This is a genomic window from Bradyrhizobium sp. STM 3809, from assembly GCF_000239795.1.
Taxonomy (GTDB): domain Bacteria; phylum Pseudomonadota; class Alphaproteobacteria; order Rhizobiales; family Xanthobacteraceae; genus Bradyrhizobium.
Genome location: NZ_CAFJ01000362.1, coordinates 1 through 2,440, shown reverse-complemented (window position 1 = coordinate 2,440; position 2,440 = coordinate 1). Strand labels below are relative to the sequence as shown.

3 protein-coding genes are annotated in these 2,440 nt (G+C 66.6%); all 3 read right to left on the bottom strand.

Features of this window, described 5'->3' with window-relative positions; all coding sequences use genetic code 11:
- Positions 1-1,051, bottom strand: a 1,051-nt coding sequence (gene hydA / locus BRAS3809_RS19000; protein ID WP_035656896.1) for a dihydropyrimidinase, incomplete at its 3' end; no start/stop codon positions are given.
- Positions 1,052-1,183: 132 nt separating this feature from the next.
- The gene (locus BRAS3809_RS18995; RefSeq protein ID WP_008963691.1) at positions 1,184-1,591 is read right to left on the bottom strand and encodes an acyltransferase family protein; all 408 of its coding nucleotides are present in this window, start codon (positions 1,589-1,591) and stop codon (positions 1,184-1,186) included.
- Positions 1,592-1,625: 34 nt separating this feature from the next.
- Positions 1,626-1,904, bottom strand: a complete 279-nt coding sequence (locus tag BRAS3809_RS34980; protein ID WP_008963690.1) for a hypothetical protein — start codon at positions 1,902-1,904, stop codon at positions 1,626-1,628.
- Positions 1,905-2,440: the final 536 nt, after the last annotated feature.

The following is a 2,440-nucleotide window of genomic DNA, read 5'->3' as shown; positions in this document are numbered from 1 at the left end:
TCCACAGCAGCGGCATGCGGTCCTCCAGCCCGCCGGTGCCGTTCGGGATCCTGCGGAAATCGCCGCGGCCGAGCCGCTTCTGCGCCAGCGTGAAGGCGCAATGATCGGTCGCGACCACCTGCAGCGAGCCCGACTGCAGCCCGGCCCACAGGCTGTCCTGATGCGACCGGTCGCGGAACGGCGGCGACATCACGCAGGCGGCGGCCTGGTCCCAGTCCGCGGCGCGATACTCGCGGTCGTCGAGCAGCAGATGCTGGATCAGCGGCTCGCCATAGACGCGCTGGCCGGCGGCGCGGGCGCGCGCGATCGCCTCATGCGACTGGCGGCAGCTGGTGTGCACGACATAGAGCGGCGCGCCGGTCATGTCGGCGATCATGATGGCGCGGCTGGTCGCCTCGCCCTCGACCTCCGGCGGCCGCGAGAAGGCGTGTCCTTCCGGCCCGTCGATGCCGCGTGCCAGCATCGCCTCCTGCATGCGCGCGACGACGTCGCCGTTCTCGGCATGAACCAGCGGCATGGCGCCGAGCGCCGCGCAACGCGCGAACGAGTTGTACAACTCGTCGTCGTTGACCATCAGCGCGCCCTTGTAGGCCATGAAATGCTTGAAGGTGTTGATGCCGTAGGTCTGGACCACGACCGCCATCTCGTCGAACACCTGCTTCGACCAGGATGTCACGGCCATGTGGAAGCCGTAGTCGGCCGCCGCCTTCTCCGACTTGCGCCGCCAGTCCTGATAGGCGGCGAGCATCGACTGGCCGGGGTCGGGGATGCAGAAATCCACCACCATCGTGGTGCCGCCGGAGAGCGCCGCCTTGGTGCCCCATTCGAAATCGTCCGCCGACACCGTCCCCATGAAGCCGAGCTCGAGATGGGTGTGCGGATCGATTCCGCCCGGCATCACGAAGCAGCCATCGGCATCGATCACTTCGGCCGACAGCGGCGGCTCGATCGTGGTGCCCACCGCGATGATGGTTCCGTTCTGGATCAGCACATCGGCGCGCCGGGAATGATCATGGTTCACCACCGTGCCGCCGCGGATGAACAGGGACATGGGTTGCCTCGCGCTCGTCGCGACGCCGCTCCAAGGGCGTCGTCCCCCGAATCTAGCGCGGGCGCGCCGGCTTGCGCTGATCAAAATTTGACCAGCAGCGGCGCGGCCGCGGGCATGAGCGAGGCGTCGGCGCTACGTGCGCACGGAATCGCCGATGACCGGCAACGGCGCCGCTGCCCGCCTGATGCGCTTGCCGTTCAGCACCCCGCCGATGAGGGTGTTGCGCACCAGCCAATGATAGCTGGCCAGCATGGCGGGCATCGCCACCGAAAGGATCAGCGCGTATTTCGCCGGCCACGGCCAGTCGCGTTGCGACACCGCGACCTGCAGCGCCATCACGATCGGCAGGTGGATCAGATAGAGCCAGTAGGAGGCATCGGCGAGATAGCGCCTGACGGGGCTGAAACCCGCCATGAAGCGCAGCGCCAGCCCGATCGCGGCGAAGCTCGTGCTCCAGATCGCCAGCGCATAGACGATCGCGCCCGCAAGCCTGAGGGTTGGGAGGTCGATCGGCGCAGCCCAGACGCGCCGGTCAACCATGATGACGCCGAGCGCCAGCGCGAAGCTAGCCTCATCAGCGCGCTGACGCTCTGCGTGCTGGCGATGCTGGCGAGCTGGATGCTTTTCGGAGCGAACGCCGCCGCGGCGCCGCCGAAGTCGCGATGGCAAAGCCGGCGCCGCCGGCCGACATCACCAGGCCGAGAATGGCCAGCGCATTGGCAGGGCGCAGCCTGATCAGCACCAGAACGATCATCGTGAAAAGGCCGCTCGCCGCGCCGCGCAGCCCGAGATCCAGCGCAGTGAGACCGATGTCGTGCACGCCTGCCGAGCCCCGTTGTGGCAACCCGGCCATCTTGCATCCTGAGCGTGCCGTCGACAACGCCGACGAGCAGAAGGAAGGTGCGACCGTGAGCGGATTGCAGCGTCGGCGGGTCCGAGCTGCGATCACGTTGCGGGACCCAAAGCGGTTAGGCTAACTTCACCCATGCGAGAACATGGATCGATCTCGTGTGCGCGATCGCCGATTGCACGCTCGTTTGGCGTAACTGCGCGCGGGAATAACGAGCTTCGGGCCATGGTCAGCCAACGCCGGGAGACATTCTCAATGAGCGGCGAAAGCGGGCGGCATTGTACATCGGACCATGAACACAGAAGCAAACTCGTGGAGATGTGTGAGGCTGAGCGAAAATCGGCGCGGCGATGTCAGTACGCTCCCTCTCCCCGTTCTTCACGGAGAGAGGGTTGGGGTGAGGGGCAGCCGCGGGCACCGACCGGGCGGAGCGTCCCCCTCACCCGGATTGCATCTCACGATGCAATCCGGCCTCTCCCCGCACGTCGCAGAGCTATCGCATTTGAAGGTCGTGGTTATGTACTCGTCTCTCTCCACAT